The following is a 17,971-nucleotide window of genomic DNA, read 5'->3' on the forward strand; positions in this document are numbered from 1 at the left end:
AAAAAATAGTCTCAGGTTAGGTTTTTCAATATGTATCATTACAAATTCACTTCTTTATTAAGATTAAAATCAACAAAAAAATAAGCATAAACATCCATTTTCTAAAAGTTGTATATTCACAAGTAAAATAAGAATATCAATTAATTTAAGAAACGTATGTCTGCTGCTCAACTTATAAGTACCATTTTTTTGCCTGTTTCTCTTGCTGTTATTATGCTAGGAATGGGAATGACGTTAGTACCTTCCGATTTTACTAGAATCGCAAAAAAACCTAAAGCAGTTTTAATTGGGTTAACCAATCAGCTTATATTTTTACCAATTATTGGTTTTACATTGGCAGTTGTTTTTGGTTTAAATCCAACTATGGCAGTTGGTTTACTAATTTTAGCAACGTGTCCTGGTGGTCCAACAAGTAATTTAATAACACAGGTTTGTAAAGGAAATATTGCGTTATCGGTTACTTTAACGGCTATAGCGAGTATTGTTAGTGTACTTACAATTCCGTTTATTTTATCGTACGCTTTAGCGTATTTTGGTTCAGACACAAATATTACAATCCAATTACCAATAGTAGATACTATTTTACAAATAATGGTTATTACGGTTATTCCTATTTCAATTGGTATGTTAATCCGTAAGTATAAAACTAGTTTTGCAAAACGAATGGAAAAACCAATGCGTATTGCTTCTACAGTAATTTTTATATTGGTTTTTATAGCAGTTATAGCAGCAAATATAGACGTAATTGCTAGCGCAATGAAAGAAGTTGGTTTGGTTACGTTGGTTTTAAATATTGCAACAATGAGCTTAGGTTTTTTAACAGCTAAGTTGTTTAAACTCGATTTTAAAAGTAGTATTTCTGTTACAGTAGAAAGCGGAATACAAAACGGAACATTAGCATTTGTTATTGCTACTTCTATATTAAATAATGCTGAAATGGGAATACCAACAGGAGCTTATTCTATTTGGATGTTTGTAACTGGAGGATTTTTAATGTGGTATTTTGGTAAAAGAAAAGAAACCGTTTCTAATTAAAATAAAAAAAAGCGAACCTCTCGGTTCGCTTTTCAATATAAAAAAGATTGTTTTTATAACATGGCAACTTTACCTGAGCTAATATGGTAAACACCACCAACAATTTTAATTTCTCCGTTATCTTCCATTTCTTTTAGAATAGGACTTTTTTCTCTAATTCTATCAATGGTTAATCTTACGTTGTTTTCAATTGTGTGGTTTACAAACTCTGTATTAGAAGAGTTGTGTTTCCCTTTTACTTGTGTTTCAGATTTTTTAACTGCTGGCTGAATATTGTCTAACATTGAAGTAATGTTTCCTAATTCTACATGGTCGCAAGCTGCTTTAATTGCTCCACAACTTTCGTGACCCAATACAAAGATTAACTTACTTCCTGCAACTTTACAAGAATATTCCATAGAACCTAAAATGTCTACATTTTCGAAGTTTCCTGCAACTCTAGCTACAAAAACATCTCCAATAGTTTGATCAAAAATTAACTCTACAGGAACCCTAGAGTCAATACATGAAAGTACAATTGCTTTTGGGTGTTGACCATCTGTAGTTTGTGTTATTAATGCTTTATGATCTATTGTATGTACTTCGTCTCTTATAAAACGAGAGTTTCCTTCAATAAAATCTTGTAATACCATTAAAGGTGTTAATTTATCTTGTACGTCTTTTGTTACTGCTTTATTTCTATGTGGCATAATATGTTTTTTTAGTTTGTTGTGTCTTTTACGTTTTCTTTAACCCAAGTTAAGCATTTTTTGAAATCTTTAAAAATATGCTCATTTGGAATAAAATCTGGAATAATGTCAATACGTTCCATCATATAACGAGGTTGTTTTAATAAACCTACAAATAGAACATTAACATCTTTGCTTTTTAATTCTTGAAGCATGTCTTCCATTGCATATAAACCAGATTGATCCATATATTGCATACGACCTAATCTTAAAATTACTGTTTTTGCAGTGTCTGGAATTTGTTTGGTTAATGCTTGGAAATCACTTGTAGAACCAAAGAATAATGGCCCTTTTATGTGTTTGATAAAAACTTCTTCTTGTAAGTTAGCTGGAAATTCTTTTTCGTCGTCCCAAGCTTCTTCTTTTAATGATTTTACATCTGAACGTTCAGCTGTTAAATCACCAATTTTCTTCATAAACATTAAGGAAGCAATTACTAATCCAATACCAACGGCGTACACTAAGTTCCAGAACGTTGATAAAAGTAATACTACCAACATAATAATAACTTCAGAACTTACTTTAAAAGGACCAATTTTAGCGTCTCTTGGTAAAGCAGGTATTGCTTTTAAACCTTTATAATCCATTACACCAATACCAACGGTAATTAAAATACCTGCTAATACTGCGGCAGGAATTTTAGATGCAACAGGACCTAAAGCTAACATAATTACTAATAACATAATACCAGCAACCATACCAGAAAGTTTTGTTTTACCTCCAGAGTTAATATTTACAACTGTTCTAATAGTTGCTCCAGCTCCAGGAATACCACCAAAAACTGCGGCAATACTATTTCCAATTCCTTGACCAATTAATTCCTTATTCGGTTTGTGTTTGGTCTTGGTCATATTATCTGCTACAACAGATGTTAAAAGTGAATCTATGGCACCTAATAATGCTAAAGTTAACGCTGTAAAAATATATGGCGTTACACTACTAAAACTAAAGTCTGTAAAAATGCCTAAGTTAGGAACAGGAAACCCGCCAGGAATTTCTTCTATTGGTCTGTAATCTGGAAAAAAGAAAATAGCAACTACCGTTACCACTAACAATGCAACCAATGTACTTGGAACAGCTGTCGTTATCTTTTTAAATCCGTAGATAATTACAATGGTTCCTAAAGCTAATAAAAGCTCTAACCAATTGATGTTTTGTAATGCTCTACCCAAAACTTTAAAAGTTCCCATAACACCAGAAGCTTCTTTACCTGCTAATGTTTTACTTTCTCTTAAAATATCATCTTGCGTTATTTTTCCAGCTCTATCTACTGTTTCTTTAAAGTTTTCTAAAACTAGAATACCTTCTCCAGCTTCTTCTTTTAATATGTTTTCAAGAATTATTTCTTCCGCTTGCGGTTTAAATTGTTCTACAAATTGAGCGTCTTCTTTTGCATAATAACCTACGGCAGGTAAAATTTGAGTTACTAAAATGATAACTCCAATTGCGGTCATAAACCCAGAAACTACAGGGTACGGAATGTAGCGTATGTATTTACCTAAACCAATTAAACCTAAACCAACTTGTAATAAACCTGCTAATAAAAATACAGTTAAAATTATTGGTAAAGCTTTTGAAACATCTCCGTCATTTGCAGCTACTAAACCAGCAATTACAACCATACTTACGGCAGTCATAGGCGCAGTTGGTCCAGAGATTTGTGTGCTTGTTCCGCCAAATAATGCAGCGAAAAAACTAATAAAAATTGCACCATAAAGACCAGCACTTGGTCCTAAACCAGAGGAAACTCCAAAGGCTAGTGCTAAAGGTAAGGCAACAATACCAGCGGTTATACCACCTAAAATATCACCTTTAAGGTTACTGAATAAATTTTTCATTTATAAATGTTTGATTAGTATCTTTTTCTGAAATTTAAAGAAAGATACAGGGTTAATAATTTTGAATTAAAAATTTTATTGAATTTGAGTTAACTCAATTCTGGAGGAGGCGTATCTAATTTTGGATACTCAGAAACGTAGTTTTTAGTTGTAAAACGCACGTTTTTTTTCTTTTGAATTCTATTGAATAAAAAAGAGTTTGATGGAGTTGAATTAACTTTAAGTTTAATGTCTTTTAAAGAAACTTTCCCAGTGTTTTCTTCCTCTTCATTTAGGTTTAATAAAATGGTAATATCTTGTGTATTATCAACCAGGCTTATTATTGTAGGAGCTACAATTAAACTGGTAAAGAGAAGTAAAAAAAAAGTTGCAACTTTAATTTTCAAATTAACTTATGTTTTAAAAAAGCAAAAATAAGAAAGTACACGTTAATAATTGTTAATTTACAACTAAAAAGTGGTTATAATTTTTAAATTTTCATCAATAGTCCAACCAATTTTACCATCTGCAAGTTTAATTTTTTTCCAATTATCTACTGTATCTAAAACAAATACTTTTGTGCCTTCATGGATTGTGAAAACATCATTAGAGTTTTCTGTTGGTGCATTTTTAACGTCAACTTCTTCATTAAAAATAATAGCCTCAACAGTATTTTTCTTTAGGTTGAACTGATTATAAGTTATAGCTATTGTAGTAATCAATAATAAAAAACTAAGACTACTTAATACAAAAAACAGCCTTTTTCTACTTGGAGTTTCTGCAAAATAGAATACTAAAAATAAGATAGCTGCCAAGAATGATAATAAGACACAAACAGCTGCCCATTGATTATAGGTGAGTTTTTGTAAGTAGTTTTTATTAAATTGTTGTAACAGCGATTTTGGTAACTCTTCAATACTATCTAAAGTTAATCTTTTGGCAAAAATTAAATTGTTTTTTGCGTCTGTATTTAGCGGATTTAATTTTAAAGCTTTCTCGTAATTATAAACCGTTGGAGCAACTTTATTTAGTTTGTAATAAGCATTTCCTAAGTTGTAATATAACTCAGAAGAAACTTCTTTTTTAGCTTCAATTTGATTGTAAATATCTATTGCTTCTTGATATTTACCGTCTTTATAGTATGTGTTTGCTGTTTCAAATAATTCATCAGCAGTTTGAGCCCATGAAATATTGGGTATTAATAACAGCAAAAAGAAGATTTTTTTCATCATAATTGCTTGTCTAATTGTGTTATTACTTGTTTTGCGTTGTTGTATTCTTCTTCCATTTGCAAGTTGGTTATTGGTGTGTAACGTGCAAAATCACTAGATTTTAATACATCAATAAATTGAGAAATGGTTGCACTGTCTATTTTCTTATCTTGTAAAAGAAGTGTTATTTTTTCTCTACTAATATCGGAAGTTTCAATGCCTAACTTGGCTTTTAAATAATTATGTAAAGCTCTTTCTAAGGCTTCGTAAAATGCTTCTTTTTTACCTAGTTGCTTTTGTGCTTCTGATAAATATTTTTTAGCAAGTTTGTCTGCTTTTCGTAAACGATTACCAATAATATCTCCGTCGCGTTCTTCTTTCTTTTTAGCTAAGAAAATACCAATAGGAATTGAAAGTAACGGTAAAAGTAACAGCACATAAAATAAATTAGATTTAAAGAAATCATCCTTTTCTAAAGTAGCAAAACTGCTTGAAGTTTGTATGTATCTAAAATTGTTACCTGTTGCTTTTACAGCTTGTTTGTTAACTGTGTTTTCATCAACTTTAGCAACTAATTCCTTCCCTTCTAAAACATCTACATATAAATCTTCAGTTGTTATAGTTTGATATGCTTTTTCCTTCGGATTAAAATACGAAAATGATGTATTTGGAATTTTATATTTCCCCTTGTATTCTGGAACTACGGTGTATAAATCGTATACTTCTCCTCGTAAACCGCCAGCGCCAACACTTACTTTTTCTTTCCTTTCTGGTGCATATACTTCCAACTCTTCAGGAGTTTCAATAGTTGGTAATTCAAATAATTTTAGGTTTCCTTTTCCTTTTACACCTACTTTAATTTGTGAAGATTCGTTTGCTTTAAGTGTGTTTTTACTTAGCGTTACATCAAAAGAAAACTCACCAACTGCACCTGTAAAATCTTCAGGTTTATTTTCTAATGGTAAATCTTTAACTTGAATTGTTTTTCTTGCCGATGCAAAATCTCTACGAACTTGACGTGTAATTGGGTTTCCAAAGAAATCTCCACGACCTGTAGGAACCGCTACAACAATATCCATTTTCATAGGATCAACTGTTAACTTACCAGATTTTGTAGGAATTAAATAGGCTTTGTGTAATACTGCATAACGATAACGTTCTCCATTATATTCGCCAATTTTTGCTTGTATACCATTTAGTTTTATTTCTTGATTCCAAAACCCATTATATTGTGGGGCTTGTGTAATTGCATTGTCGTAAATACCAACATTTTCGCTAAAATAAAGGCGATATTCTACATAAATTCCTTCGCCAACATAAGGTCTAGATTTAGATATTTCTGCTACTAAATGTATGTTTTGCTCGGCAATATAATTCGGATCGTTTGGGTTTTTAGGAACTTTAACAGCTCCTGTAACAATAATTTTTACAGGTTTAGATTGTAATGTTTTTCCTTCTATTTCAATACTTGCACTTGGTATATTAAACTCACCTTGTCTTTTAGGTTCAATAATATACGTGTAAGATTGAGAAAAACTTGCCTTACCGTTTATCCAAGATTGACTAACCGATTGACTTGGGCCTCCAACAACTTTAAAATTTGTAAAATTTGGCGACTTAAAATTATCTGCTCCTTGTTTGTTTATGGTAAACTGTACACGTAAACGTTGGTTTACGCCCAATTTGTTTTTACTAACAGTTGCAGTAAGTTCAGTTTCTTGTGCGGTTGCAATAACAGCTAAAAAACTTAGTATAAATGTTATGTAAAATTTCAACTTCATAATTCTTTAAAACGGCAAAAATAACATTTTACCAGTCTTTTTCTTGTTTTACTTTCTTACCTTTTGCTTTTTTAGCATTCATCTTTTTCTGGGTCTTTTTTTCTTCATTATTAAGACTTTCTAAAAGTTGCTTCATTTGTTGAGGCGTCATTTTTCCTTGTTGTGGCTTAGGTTCTTGTTTTTTCTTGTCTTTATTTTTATCCTGCTTGTCATCACCTTTGCCATCTTTATCATCTTTCTTTTTATCCTTGTCGTCGCCGTCTTTCTTATCTTTATCCTTGTCTTTATTTTTATCGTCCTTTTTCTTGTCGTCTTTTTTGTCCTTATTTTTATCCTTGTTCTTGTCGTCTTTCTTATCCTTATTTTCTTTGTCTAATAGTTGTTGTGCAACTGCAAGGTTATAACGAGTTTCATCATCTTTAGGATTATTTCTTAACGAGTTTTTATAAGCATCTACAGCAGGTTGATATTGTTTTTGCTCCATCATTGCGTTACCAATATTGTGATATGCTTCTGCTTTGGCAAACTTATCTTTTGCTGTTTTTGCGGTTAATTCGTATTGAGGAACAGCTTCTTTGTAATTTTTTTCTTGGTATAAAGCGTTTCCTAAATTGTAGTTTCCTTTTTGATATTTGCTGTTTTTGCCCAATGCTTTTTTATAGGCTACGGAAGCATCTACATATTTTTGCTTGTTATATAAATCGTTTCCATCTCGTAATAAAGCACGTGCTTCTCTTTGAAGTTTAAGCGTGTCTTGTTGTGCTAAAATTCCAGTAGAAGTTAGCATTAAAAGGAATAAAAGTATGTTTTTAAAAATCTTCATTTTACTTCTTTTCTTCGTTAAATAAATCAACTTTACGTAACCATTTTGTTTTTTTATCAAATAGAAAAATGTCTAATAATAAAAACAAAATACCAATACCAATAAACCATTGAAATTGGTCTTTATAGTCAGAAAATTGTTTTGTTTCAAACTCACTTTTTTGCGCATTTGAAATAATGTTTTCTATAATTTTTACAGGATTATCAGTTTTGTTTCCGTCTATATAATTTCCATCAGAAGCATCTGCAATTCCTTGTAAAACATCAGATTTACGTTTTGTAATTACGGTTTCTCCTTTGTTATCTTTTTTATAACCAATAAGCGAGCCATTAATTTTCATAGGAATTGGTGCGCCTTCTTCTTTTCCAACACCAATTGTGTAGACTTTTACGCCTTCGTTGGCAATATTTTGTGCTACTTGTTTGGTTTCTTCTTGATGATCTTCTCCATCAGAAATAATGATTAAAAAACGATTTGTTTGTTCATCATTATCGTAATAAGTTTTAGCCAAATTTAGCGCTTCATTTATTGCTGTTCCTTGACTAGAAACTAAATCTGGATTTGCATTTTGTAAAAACATTTTTGCAGCTCCATGATCGGTTGTAATTGGTAAAAGCGGATATGCATTACCTGCGTAAATTATAATTCCAACTCTATCGCTACCTAATTTATCAATAATTTTAGAGATAATTTGTTTTGATTTTTCTAATCTGTTTGGCGCAATATCTTCTGCCAACATACTTCTAGAAACATCCAATGCAAAAACTACATCTACACCTTCTCTTTTAACAGTTTGTAGCTTAGTTCCCATTTTAGGATTTACCAAAGAAACTATTAAAAAAGCGATTCCAATTAACAAGAAAACTAACTTTAAAGTAGTTTTAAACGTTGATGAATTTGGTGCTAGTCTTTCTAATAAATCTGAATTAGCAAATTTCTTCTGGGTGCTTTTTTTCCACCATAAAACCAACAGAAAAACAACAATCATTACAGGAATAACTGCTAGTAAATAAAAATATATTGGTTCTTCTAATTTGTACATTGTTATATAAAACTCTTAAATACTGTGTTTCTTAAAATGAATTCTAGTAATAATAAAACTAAGCCAAGTAATACTAAATCTCGATACTTTTCTTGGTAATTATAGTATTTGAATTCCTCTATTTTTGTTTTTTCTAGCTTGTCAATTTCATCATAAATTTCTATTAATTTTGAATTGTCTGTAGCTCTAAAATATTTTCCTTCGGTTTCTTTTGCAATGTGTTTTAACAACGCTTCGTCAATTTCTACCTGTTGTTTTCTAAATGATAATTTACCCGTTCTTGGATCTTTACTCCATGGAAAATCTGCCATTCCGTTCGTTCCAATTCCAATTGTGTATGTTTTTATTTTTAACTCTTTAGCAAGTTCAGCTGCAGTTCTTGGATCAATGTTCCCGGAGTTATTTACACCATCAGTTAGCAAAATAATTACCTTACTTTTTGCTTTGCTTTCTTTTAGTCTATTTACAGCAGAACCTAATCCCATTCCAATTGCGGTTCCACCTTCTAATTGTCCCCATTTAATTTCAGAAATGGTTCTTTTTACAATTGATTTATCGCTTGTAATTGGTGTTTGTGTAAAGCTTTCTCCAGCATAAATTACAATACCAATTCTGTCATTTGGTCTTCTATTAACAAATTCCGCAGCTACTTTTTTAAGAGCCTCTAATCGGTTTGGTTTTAAATCTTTTGCTAACATACTTGCTGAAACATCAATTGCCATAACAATATCAATTCCACGGTTTGTTTTTGTTTTTTTACTTACCGAAACATTTCTTGGTCGTGCCAATGCAACTATAAAAGCTGTTAAGGCTAATAAGCGCAACAAGTAGAGTAGTGGTTTTAACTTCGGAAGAAAAGAACCTTTAACATTAAAGCCTTTTATACTTGGTATTGTAAGTTGTGCACTTTCTCTTTTTCTGCTAAAAAAATACCACAAAGCAAGTAATGGAATTGCTATAAGCAACCACAAAAACTCTGGACTATGAAACTCGAAATTACTCCAATTCATCTTCTGTAATTATAGGTTTAGGTTTCAAATTAGCAATAATGTTTTCTGCATCTTTTCGGTCTTCTTCAATTTCTAAAGCCATTGGTTTAGATTTTGCGAATTTTACTAAATCGGCTTCTTGTAATAATCCTTTTAGTGTTTTAATTGTTTCTTTTGAAGTTTCAATAGATTTTATGTTATTAAAATCTACTAAAGTATCTATTACCTCATCTGTGGTACTTTCTAAAGCAGGAATATTTAATTCACGTTCAATGTATCCACGTACAATATCCGTTAATTCACTATAGTATTTTTTAACATGATTGTTTTGCCACAATAACTTTTCATCTAATTGTTGTAGTTTTTCCATTGCTTCTTCAAAAGGAGCTAAAGTTGGAACAATAATCAATTCTTCTTCCTCTTTTTTCTTACGGAAAAAGAAATAATATACCAATAATCCAATTACAATAAGTGCAGCTAGAATCCAGTAAATAAGATTCTTAAAATCATCAAATTGATATGGTTCAGATTTTATGCCTTTAATGGCAAATTTTTTCACTTTAGTAGTATCAACTGCTACGGTTGCTACATTTACCAATAAGCTGTCAGTTAAAAATGCCTGATTTTTTATAAATACTTGCTGTTGTGGAATGTAAAATGCACCACTATCAAAACCTGTTAAAATATATTTTCTAATTAAACTGTTTTTAACGGTGTCTATTTTGGTTGAGTCAACAACTTCTAAGCCTTTTAAAGCTAATTTTGGGATAATAACATTTTCCGTTTCATTAATAGAAATTTTATATTGAAACTGCTCTCCAATTCTAATATTTGCAGTATCAATTTCCACTTTAACTTGAGAAAATCCAAGAAAGGAAACAAAAAATAATATGTAAAATAATGCTTTTTTCAATGTATTATTTGTGTTTAAAATAGCCAAGTAATTTTTTAACATAACTCTCGTCTATACGAGTATTTATAGTTCCTGCGCCACTTTTTTTAAAGGTTGAAATAAAATAATCTGAAAGCCTTAATGCGTTAGCTTTATAACTAGTTCTTACTGCTTTTGATGAAGTGTTAACTAAACTTACTTGTCCGCTTTCAGCATCTAACATTGGTACCATTCCTAAATTCGGAATTTCCTCATCGTGTTTGTCATACACTCTAATTCCTGTTACATCATGTTTGTTTCCAGCAATTTTTAAAGTACGTTCATAATCATCATCCATAAAATCAGACAACATAAAAACAATGGCTCTTTTCTTCATTACGTTAGAGAGAAACTTAAACGCTTCAGCAATATTAGTTTGCTTACTTTTTGGTTTAAATTCAATTAATTCTCTAATAATTCTTAAAACGTGACTTCTTCCTTTTTTAGGTGGAATGTATAGTTCTATAGCATCCGAAAACAGTATTAAACCAACTTTATCGTTATTTTGAATTGCTGAAAATGCTAACGTTGCAGCAATTTCTGTAACAGTATCTTTTTTAAATTGATCTTTGGTTCCAAAAAGTTCTGATCCAGAAACGTCAACCATCAACATCATGGTTAGCTCTCTTTCTTCTTCAAAAACTTTTATATAAGTTTCGTTGTAACGTGCAGTAACATTCCAATCTATAGCTCTAATATCATCGCCATATTGGTATTGTCGCACTTCAGAAAACGTCATACCACGACCTTTAAATGTCGAATGATATTCGCCTCCAAAAATATGATTAGACAAACGTTTAGTCTTAATCTCTATTTTACGAACTTTTTTAAGTAATTCTTTTGTATCCATTTATTTCAGTTGGCAGTTTGCAGTAATAAGTCTGTGACTGAATACTGATTTATGGTACTTCAATTTCGTTTACTATTTTACTAATAATATCCATTGAAGAAATGTTTTCCGCTTCTGCTTCATAAGTAACTCCAATTCTATGACGTAAAACATCGTATACGATGGCGCGCACATCTTCTGGGATTACATAACCTCTTCGTTTAATAAAAGCGTAACATTTTGCCGCTTTGGCTAAATTGATACTTCCACGAGGAGATGCACCAAAACTAATTAATGGTTTTAAGTTTTCTAAATTGTATTTTTCTGGATAACGAGTTGCAAAAATGATGTCTAAAATATATTTTTCAATCTTTTCGTCCATATAAACCTCGTTAACAACTTCACGAGCTTTAATTATTTCAGCAACAGAAACTGTTGGGTTAACAGTTTGAAATCCGCCATTTAAATTCTGACGCATAATTAATTGTTCATCCGCTAATTTTGGATAATCTATAACAACCTTCAACATAAAACGGTCCATTTGTGCTTCTGGTAACGGGTATGTTCCTTCTTGCTCAACTGGGTTTTGTGTTGCCATTACTAGAAATGGTTCCTCTAATTTAAAAGTAGTGTCGCCAATAGTAATTTGACGTTCTTGCATTGCTTCTAATAAAGCAGATTGCACTTTTGCAGGTGCTCTGTTAATTTCATCTGCTAATACAAAGTTTGCAAAAATTGGTCCTTTTTTTATTGAAAAATCATTTTCTTTTACATTATAGATCATAGTACCAACAACATCTGCAGGTAATAAATCTGGAGTAAACTGAACTCTACTAAAGCTTGCTTGTACAGCTTTTGATAAAGTATTAATTGCAAGTGTTTTTGCAAGTCCAGGAACACCTTCTAAAAGTATGTGTCCGTTACCTAATAAACCAATCAATAAACGCTCAACCATTTCTTTTTGACCGATAATAACTTTGTTTATTTCAGTTGTAAGTATGTCTACAAAAGCACTTTCTCTTTCAATTTTCTCATTAATAGCTCTTACATCTACATCCATTTGATATCTTTATTTGTATTATAATTTTAGAAAAACAAAGCTACAATAATAGTAAATTTTGAGTTGTTAAAGTATGGTTAAAGATTAATGTTTAGTTAGGTGCATTTTTTTAGGTTTAAATGGCTTGTCAGTTATTATTATCTAGTGTGTAGGTGTTAAAGTTATAAATATGTTAATAATAGTTTGTATTTGTTAAAAAAAATATAAATATTTGTATGATAACAATTAACCAATAAATATATGAAACAAAGTTATTTTTTTAAGAAAACGCTTGTTGCATTTTTAATTTTATTAAGTAGCTCTTTAGTGGCTCAAACAATAAAAGGTAAAGTTGTAGGCTCAGACGGTGAGACACTTCCTTACATAAATGTAATAGAAAAAGGAACTACCAACGGTACAACAACCGATGATAATGGTGAGTTTGCTATCAATGTAAAGCAATTGCCAACTACAATTGTAGTTTCTTCAATTGGATTTGAGACTGTAGAACAGTCAGTTACTTCATCAAGTTATCTTACAATTACTCTTGCTGAGGATAGTGTAAGTTTAGATGAAATTGTACTAGTAGGTTCTCGTAATAAAAGTCGTACAATAATCGATACACCAGTACCAATTGAGGTTTTAGATGTAAAGGAATTAGCGCAAGCTAGCCCGCAAGTGAATTTAAATCAAATTTTAAATTATGCTGCTCCTTCATTTACATCAAACACACAAACTATTTCTGATGGTACAGATCATATTGACCCAGCATCTTTAAGAGGTTTAGGGCCAGACCAAGTATTAGTACTTGTTAACGGTAAAAGAAGACATAACTCTTCTTTAGTTAATGTAAATGGAACTTTTGGTAGAGGTAGTGTAGGTACAGATTTAAATGCAATACCTGCTGCAGCTATTAAGAGATTAGAAATATTAAAAGACGGAGCAGCAGCTCAGTATGGATCTGATGCAATTGCAGGTGTAATTAATATTGTTTTAAACGATACAACAAATGAATTAAATTTATCTGTAACCACTGGAGCTAATTTTTCTAGTAATGCTAATGAGCAAACTGGAGGTATGGATGGTGAAACTGTAAATGTTTCTGCAAACTATGGTATTGATTTAGGCGAAGACGGAGGTTTTATTAATTTTACAGGAGATTTCGATTTTAGAAATCCATATAGTAGAATGAAAGAATGGGAAGGAAGCGTTTTTAATGCTTACAATTCTATTGAATGGGTTGCTGCACAATCTGGAGGTTATGATTTAGCAAATCTTTCTATGGGAGACATTCAGTTTTTAGCGCAAGGTGTTACACATTTCGACTTAGCAACTAAAAATGCAATTAATAATGCAGGTTCTATGGCGGAGTTACAAGGTCTTTTAGGGTTTGATACAACCGATGCTGAGTTAATTGCAAGAGGGCAAACTCGAAGCGATTATAACATGAGAGTTGGACAGTCTGGTTTACGTAGTGGACGTTTCTTTGCAAATATGGAATTACCTTTAGATGATAAAGGAACAGAATTATATTCTTTTGCTGGAATAAGTTCTCGTAATGGAAATTCTGCAGGTTTTTATAGACTGCCAAATCAATCACGTACTTACACACCAGCCTATATAAACGGATTCTTGCCAGAAATTAATTCTAAAATTAACGATCAATCTGTTGGTGTTGGTATTAGAGGTAAAATTGGTGAATGGGATGTAGATTTTTCTAATACTTGGGGTAAAAACAGTTTCTTGTATGAAATTTCTAATACTTCAAATGCATCTATGTTAAGTTCTACACCAACAAGGTTTGATGCAGGTGGATTTTCTTTTGGACAAAACACAACAAATTTAGATTTTACTAAAAATTATCCAGATTTATTTAGTGGGTTTAACGTTGCCTTAGGTACAGAATATAGAACTGAAGTTTATCAAATTGAAGCAGGAGAAGAAGCATCGTACACACAATATGACGCTAATGGATTACCAGTTACAGCTAATACTTCAGGAGCAACAGACTTCTTTGGAAATACAAGAGCAGGAGGATCGCAAGTTTTTCCTGGATTTAGCCCAGATAACGAAGTTTCAAGAGATAGAAATAGTATTGCGGCTTATGTAGATTTTGAAGCGGATCTTACTGAGAAGTTTTTAGTAAGTGTTGCTGGTAGATTTGAAAATTATTCAGATTTTGGTTCAACATTTAACTATAAAGTAGCTTCAAGATATAAAATAACAGATGATTTTGCTGTTAGAGGAGCATTTAATACAGGTTTTAGAGCGCCATCTTTACACCAATTAAATTTTAATTCTACATCAACTATTTTTGATCAAAATGGAGACCCGCAAGAAGTTGGTACGTTTGCAAATGATAGTAGAGTAGCAAAATTATTAGGAATTCCTGAATTAAAACAAGAGGAGTCTGCAAGTGTAAGTTTAGGTTTTACAGCTAAATTACCAGATGCTAACATGAAAATTACCGTGGATGGTTATTGGGTTGGTATAGAAGATAGAGTTGTTTATACAGGTCAATTTACTACTAATGATACCAATAGTAATCCTAATGATGATTCAAATTCAGAGTTTGGTCAATTATTAAGAGACGCTAATGCAACAGCAGCATCATTCTTTGCAAATGCAATTGATACAGAATCTAAAGGAATTGATGTTGTTATTACTCATAAAGCTCGTTTTGGAAATGATATGACTTTGAAATCTGATTTATCAGGAACATTTTCTCAAACAAAACAAGTAGATGATATTCATTCTTCTCAACAAATTGTAAATGCTGGTTTAGAGGATACTTATTTCCCTGATGATAGTAGAGTTTATTTAGAGGAAGCAGTTCCAAGAACTAAATTAAGTTTATCAAATAACTTAACTACTGGTAAGTTCAATGTATTTATGAGAAATGTGTATTTTGGAGAAGTTACAGAAGCAACTACAAATGTAGATAGACAACAGGTTTTTAGTGATAAAATTGTTACTGATTTATCTGTTGGATTTATGGCTACTGATAATTTAACATTAACCGTAGGAGCAAACAATATACTTGATGTATATCCAGATAGAGCTGGTCAAACTTTAGCAGATGGAGGAAACAATAGAAGTAGTGGTCGTTTCGATTGGTCAAGAAGAGCACAACAATTTGGTATTGGAGGTAGATTCTTATTTGCTAGATTAAGTTTCACATTAAAATAAAATAAAAAAATATGAAATATTTAAATAAAATACTACTTGCTGCAATAGCAGCAGTAGCTTTTACTTCTTGTGAAACAGATGACTTTGATCCTGTAGAAGCAACAAGTTTTGATCCCGAACAAGTAGAAATTTCTTTTACAGATAGCAATACAAGTATTATGGCTCTTGAAGCTGGAGGTACTGCTAATTATGAAATTTCTTTATCTAACCCATTACCTTTAGAAGCAAGTGTGACTTTTACAATAACATCTTCAGATGGTTCATTAGAATCTAATGGAGTACAAGAAGTAAGTTACTCAGAAGTTAAATTTGCTGCAGGTGAAACAAGTAAAGAGTTAGTATTAACTTTTGCAGATGATGCAAAAGATGACGCTAGAGAAATATACACAGTTGCTGTTGAGAATCTAACTTTTACTGAAACTCAAAACAGTAATTTTATATTACTTACCAATGATGTTGAGAATCAATCTAGAACTGTAAACGTTTATGACGAATTACAAACAGTAGTTACAACTGCTGGAGACGCTGAAATTACTTTAAGTTGGAGAGATGCAGCAACAGATTTTGATTTTGGAATGTTTAATTCAGCGGGTTCAAATTTAGATTTTGGTGCTGCATTTAATACAACACCAGAAACATTAACGTTATTAGACGCTGAGCTAGATGACATATTTACATTTACAATATATGTTTGGTCTGCTGGAAGTAGTGCTATTGATTATAATTTAGAATTTGTTTCTCCTACAGAAACTGTAGATTTTACAGGTACTTTAGTTAATGCATCAGGATTTTATGGTACTATTGAAGATACATTGGAAGTATTAAAAACTACCAATGGATCGGAAGTAACATATGTAATAGGAAAAATATAACTTTAAAAAATAAAAGATGAAATATATATTTAAATTAAAATTTGCAATCTTAGCATTTGCTCTAGTATTTAGTTCATGTGCTATTGATGATGATGAACCAACATTACCTTCTTCTAAGGTTTACACTGTTAGTTTAAGCACAGCTGGAGAACTTATTGCAGATGCAACACAAGAAAGCTCTTTTGTTGATATTCGTTTGTCTGAAGCATTAGATACAAATACTCAAGTAGAATACACTTTAAACGGTGTGTCTGAAACTATGATTTTTTCTCCAGGAGAAACTTCAAGATTATTTGAGTTTCCAAATGATTCAGGAGCTTTTAATAGCTTAACATTAGATGGTGTTAGAGGTTTGTATAATAATGTTCAGTTAGGAGATAAACAATCTGTTTCCTTTCTTGTTTTACCTGCGCCGAATCCTAATGGTATAGAGTTGTTAGCGTTTAATGATTTAGGTGAAGCTGGAGCTTTGTGGTTCGGTATGAGTGCCTTTGATATAGCAACAGGAGATTGGTTTGCTGATGTTCAAACAAACTCTGCAGGAACACACCCAAGACCAATGACTTTACCTTTAGATGGTATTGGTAATGCAGGATTTTTAATACCAAATGATGATTTACTTGCTTCTATAGATGCGTTTATGGCTTTAAATTTATTTAACCAAACTTCATCTCCAGATCCTTTAGGTTATACAATTTATGCTGTTTTTCCTGATGGAACTGTAGAAAAATTTACAGGTGAAGTGCCAGCTGGACAATTTGTAGATAATGCAGTTGTTGGTGTAAGTGTTACAACAGATACATCTAGTACAAATCCAAATCAAGTATTGTATTCATTTTATGAATTATAAGATAAAGGTTTGAAAATTTTATAATGAAAAAGGATGCGAAAGCATCCTTTTTTTATTTATATGTATTTAGTTTAAAGTTTTCTTTGTCAACAACTCCATAGGTAAAATATTGTATCCAATCTCCAAGGTTTAAATACATTGAGTTTTCTTGAAGTTTAATTTCCATTGGAAGATGTCTATGTCCAAAAACAAAGTAATGATAATGTTTTTGGGTTAACTTCTTTTTACAATATTGTACTAACCATTCATTTTCTTCACCTAAAAATTTGGCATCTTCATCACCAGAAATTAATTTGTTTTTTACAGACATATATTGCCCTAAACGAACACCTAAGTCTGGATGTAACCATCTAAAAAGCCATTTAAAAAATGGGAAAGTAAATACTTTCTTCATGCGTTTGTAACCTTTATCATGAGGTCCTAAACCATCTCCATGACCAATTAAGAAAAGTTTATTGTTAATTAAGAATTCTTGTGGTTTATGATAAACAGGAATGTTTAATTCTTTTTCAAAATAATCATTCATCCAAAGATCATGATTTCCAACAAAAAAATAAATAGGAATTCCGCTATCGCGAATTTCAGCAAGTTTACCTAAAACTCTAACAAATCCTTTTGGAACAACAGTTTTGTATTCAAACCAGAAATCAAATAAATCGCCTAATAAAAAAATTGCTTCAGCATCTTTTTTTATCTCGTCTAACCAAGCAACAAACTTTTTTTCACGAGGAAAACTAGCTTCTATTGTAGGTGCGCCTAAGTGTTGATCAGAAGCAAAATAAACTTTTTTATTGTTTGAAGTATTTATAGTAATCATTACAACAAAGAAACGGCT

16 protein-coding genes are annotated in these 17,971 nt (G+C 31.3%); 4 read left to right on the forward strand and 12 right to left on the reverse strand.

Annotation, left to right across the window (positions count from 1 at the left end; all coding sequences use genetic code 11):
- The first annotated feature begins 156 nt into the window (after positions 1-156).
- Positions 157-1,035 carry a bile acid:sodium symporter family protein gene (locus L1S33_RS04380; RefSeq protein ID WP_240561376.1) on the forward strand — a complete coding sequence of 293 codons (879 nt, stop codon included), beginning with the start codon at positions 157-159 and terminating at the stop codon, positions 1,033-1,035.
- A 53-nt stretch (positions 1,036-1,088) separates the two neighbouring features.
- On the opposite strand, the gene L1S33_RS04385 is transcribed toward L1S33_RS04380, so the two are convergent.
- From L1S33_RS04385 to L1S33_RS04435, 11 genes are all read right to left on the reverse strand, one after another.
- On the reverse strand, positions 1,089-1,724 hold the full coding sequence (locus L1S33_RS04385) for a carbonic anhydrase family protein (protein WP_240550804.1): 636 nt from the start codon (positions 1,722-1,724) through the stop codon (positions 1,089-1,091).
- 11 nt (positions 1,725-1,735) lie between these two features.
- Complete coding sequence (locus L1S33_RS04390) at positions 1,736-3,601, reverse strand: SulP family inorganic anion transporter (protein ID WP_240561377.1); 1,866 nt, start codon at positions 3,599-3,601, stop codon at positions 1,736-1,738.
- Positions 3,602-3,690: 89 nt separating this feature from the next.
- Entirely contained in the window at positions 3,691-3,987 is a 297-nt protein-coding gene (locus L1S33_RS04395) for a hypothetical protein (protein WP_240561378.1), read from the reverse strand.
- Positions 3,988-4,050: 63 nt separating this feature from the next.
- Positions 4,051-4,812, reverse strand: a complete 762-nt coding sequence (locus L1S33_RS04400; RefSeq protein ID WP_240561379.1) for an SH3 domain-containing protein — start codon at positions 4,810-4,812, stop codon at positions 4,051-4,053.
- Positions 4,809-6,572, reverse strand: coding sequence for a BatD family protein (locus tag L1S33_RS04405; RefSeq protein ID WP_240550801.1), 1,764 nt, complete (start codon positions 6,570-6,572; stop codon positions 4,809-4,811). Before L1S33_RS04405 ends, L1S33_RS04400 begins: the two co-directional genes overlap by 4 nt.
- 28 nt (positions 6,573-6,600) lie before the next feature.
- Complete coding sequence (locus L1S33_RS04410; protein WP_240561380.1) at positions 6,601-7,395, reverse strand: tetratricopeptide repeat protein; 795 nt, start codon at positions 7,393-7,395, stop codon at positions 6,601-6,603.
- Position 7,396: 1 nt separating this feature from the next.
- A complete protein-coding gene (locus L1S33_RS04415) occupies positions 7,397-8,437 on the reverse strand; it encodes a VWA domain-containing protein (RefSeq protein WP_240561381.1) in 1,041 nt (346 codons plus the stop codon).
- Positions 8,438-8,439: 2 nt separating this feature from the next.
- On the reverse strand, positions 8,440-9,447 hold the full coding sequence (locus L1S33_RS04420; protein ID WP_240561382.1) for a vWA domain-containing protein: 1,008 nt from the start codon (positions 9,445-9,447) through the stop codon (positions 8,440-8,442).
- Positions 9,434-10,339: a hypothetical protein gene (locus L1S33_RS04425; protein ID WP_303435052.1), complete on the reverse strand. Its 906-nt coding sequence runs from the start codon at positions 10,337-10,339 to the stop codon at positions 9,434-9,436. Before L1S33_RS04425 ends, L1S33_RS04420 begins: the two co-directional genes overlap by 14 nt.
- Before the next feature lie 4 nt (positions 10,340-10,343).
- A complete protein-coding gene (locus tag L1S33_RS04430) occupies positions 10,344-11,207 on the reverse strand; it encodes a DUF58 domain-containing protein (RefSeq protein ID WP_240561384.1) in 864 nt (287 codons plus the stop codon).
- 49 nt (positions 11,208-11,256) lie between these two features.
- Positions 11,257-12,246 (reverse strand): AAA family ATPase, encoded by a 990-nt coding sequence (locus L1S33_RS04435; RefSeq protein ID WP_240550795.1) that lies wholly within the window; start codon positions 12,244-12,246, stop codon positions 11,257-11,259.
- A gap of 240 nt (positions 12,247-12,486) precedes the next feature.
- Here L1S33_RS04435 and L1S33_RS04440 point away from each other — a divergent pair, with 240 nt between their 5' ends.
- Genes L1S33_RS04440 through L1S33_RS04450 form a run of 3 tightly spaced genes read left to right on the forward strand, consistent with a single transcriptional unit; the run spans position 12,487 to position 17,136 of the window.
- Positions 12,487-15,414 (forward strand): TonB-dependent receptor, encoded by a 2,928-nt coding sequence (locus tag L1S33_RS04440; RefSeq protein ID WP_240550794.1) that lies wholly within the window; start codon positions 12,487-12,489, stop codon positions 15,412-15,414.
- 11 nt (positions 15,415-15,425) lie between these two features.
- Positions 15,426-16,286: a hypothetical protein gene (locus L1S33_RS04445; protein WP_240561385.1), complete on the forward strand. Its 861-nt coding sequence runs from the start codon at positions 15,426-15,428 to the stop codon at positions 16,284-16,286.
- Between the two features lie 16 nt (positions 16,287-16,302).
- Positions 16,303-17,136, forward strand: coding sequence for a hypothetical protein (locus L1S33_RS04450; protein WP_240561386.1), 834 nt, complete (start codon positions 16,303-16,305; stop codon positions 17,134-17,136).
- A gap of 52 nt (positions 17,137-17,188) precedes the next feature.
- Here L1S33_RS04450 and L1S33_RS04455 read toward each other — a convergent pair whose 3' ends face one another.
- Positions 17,189-17,953, reverse strand: a complete 765-nt coding sequence (locus L1S33_RS04455; RefSeq protein WP_240561387.1) for a UDP-2,3-diacylglucosamine diphosphatase — start codon at positions 17,951-17,953, stop codon at positions 17,189-17,191.
- Between the last annotated feature and the right edge of the window lie 18 nt (positions 17,954-17,971).

It is taken from the genome of Tenacibaculum aquimarinum, from assembly GCF_022478115.1.
In the GTDB taxonomy this organism is placed as follows: domain Bacteria; phylum Bacteroidota; class Bacteroidia; order Flavobacteriales; family Flavobacteriaceae; genus Polaribacter; species Polaribacter aquimarinum_A.

What these genes read in the sequence shown, in the direction of transcription:
- L1S33_RS04430 (WP_240561384.1), bottom strand. Translation starts at nt 11,207, where the DNA reads ATGGATACAAAAGAATTACTTAAAAAAGTTCGTAAAATAGAGATTAAG.
- L1S33_RS04410 (WP_240561380.1), bottom strand. Translation starts at nt 7,395, where the DNA reads ATGAAGATTTTTAAAAACATACTTTTATTCCTTTTAATGCTAACTTCT.
- L1S33_RS04405 (WP_240550801.1), bottom strand. Translation starts at nt 6,572, where the DNA reads ATGAAGTTGAAATTTTACATAACATTTATACTAAGTTTTTTAGCTGTT.
- L1S33_RS04420 (WP_240561382.1), bottom strand. Translation starts at nt 9,447, where the DNA reads ATGAATTGGAGTAATTTCGAGTTTCATAGTCCAGAGTTTTTGTGGTTG.
- L1S33_RS04385 (WP_240550804.1), bottom strand. Translation starts at nt 1,724, where the DNA reads ATGCCACATAGAAATAAAGCAGTAACAAAAGACGTACAAGATAAATTA.
- L1S33_RS04400 (WP_240561379.1), bottom strand. Translation starts at nt 4,812, where the DNA reads ATGATGAAAAAAATCTTCTTTTTGCTGTTATTAATACCCAATATTTCA.
- L1S33_RS04415 (WP_240561381.1), bottom strand. Translation starts at nt 8,437, where the DNA reads ATGTACAAATTAGAAGAACCAATATATTTTTATTTACTAGCAGTTATT.
- L1S33_RS04380 (WP_240561376.1), top strand. Translation starts at nt 157, where the DNA reads ATGTCTGCTGCTCAACTTATAAGTACCATTTTTTTGCCTGTTTCTCTT.
- L1S33_RS04450 (WP_240561386.1), top strand. Translation starts at nt 16,303, where the DNA reads ATGAAATATATATTTAAATTAAAATTTGCAATCTTAGCATTTGCTCTA.
- L1S33_RS04390 (WP_240561377.1), bottom strand. Translation starts at nt 3,601, where the DNA reads ATGAAAAATTTATTCAGTAACCTTAAAGGTGATATTTTAGGTGGTATA.
- L1S33_RS04455 (WP_240561387.1), bottom strand. Translation starts at nt 17,953, where the DNA reads ATGATTACTATAAATACTTCAAACAATAAAAAAGTTTATTTTGCTTCT.
- L1S33_RS04445 (WP_240561385.1), top strand. Translation starts at nt 15,426, where the DNA reads ATGAAATATTTAAATAAAATACTACTTGCTGCAATAGCAGCAGTAGCT.
- L1S33_RS04435 (WP_240550795.1), bottom strand. Translation starts at nt 12,246, where the DNA reads ATGGATGTAGATGTAAGAGCTATTAATGAGAAAATTGAAAGAGAAAGT.
- L1S33_RS04440 (WP_240550794.1), top strand. Translation starts at nt 12,487, where the DNA reads ATGAAACAAAGTTATTTTTTTAAGAAAACGCTTGTTGCATTTTTAATT.